Source organism: Henriciella marina, assembly GCF_027213945.1.
In the GTDB taxonomy this organism is placed as follows: domain Bacteria; phylum Pseudomonadota; class Alphaproteobacteria; order Caulobacterales; family Hyphomonadaceae; genus Henriciella; species Henriciella marina_A.
The window spans coordinates 1-704 of record NZ_JAPWGW010000017.1 but is presented as its reverse complement, the minus strand read 5'-3'; the positions used below and the strand labels follow the sequence as shown (position 1 = coordinate 704).

The window sequence follows — 704 nt, the reverse complement described above, 5'->3', positions numbered from 1 at the left end:
TCACCAACCTTGATGATGCCCGTCTCGACGCGGCCGGTCACAACCGTACCACGGCCGGAGATCGAGAACACGTCCTCGACCGGCATCAGGAACGGCTTGTCCAGCGGACGGTCAGGGGTCGGGATGTACTCGTCGACAGCCTTCATCAGCTCAAGGATCTTCTCCTTGCCGATGTTCTCGTCGCGGCCTTCGACAGCTGCGAGTGCAGAACCGGAAACGATCGGAATGTCGTCGCCTGGGAAGTCGTAGGACGACAGAAGCTCACGGACTTCCATCTCGACGAGCTCGAGAAGCTCTTCGTCGTCGACCTGGTCAACCTTGTTGAGGAACACGACCAGCGCAGGAACGCCAACCTGGCGAGCCAGCAGGATGTGCTCGCGGGTCTGTGGCATCGGGCCGTCAGCTGCGTTCACAACGAGGATCGCGCCGTCCATCTGAGCCGCACCGGTGATCATGTTCTTCACATAGTCAGCGTGGCCCGGGCAGTCGACGTGCGCATAGTGACGGTCGTCCGTCTCATACTCGACGTGCGCGGTGTTGATGGTGATGCCGCGTGCTTTTTCTTCTGGCGCGTTGTCGATGTCCGCATAGGACTTCGCTGCACCGCCATAAACTTCTGCAAGCGTCATCGTGATCGCTGCCGTCAGCGTCGTCTTGCCATGGTCAACATGGCCGATCGTGCCGATGTTTACGTGCGGCTTGTT

The 704-nt window shown here is 59.9% G+C and carries 1 protein-coding gene; it reads right to left on the bottom strand.

Annotated elements, in window-relative coordinates; translation table 11 throughout:
* Positions 1–704: GTP-binding protein (locus O4G74_RS16010; protein WP_269403516.1), on the bottom strand; the 704-nt coding region annotated here is incomplete at both ends.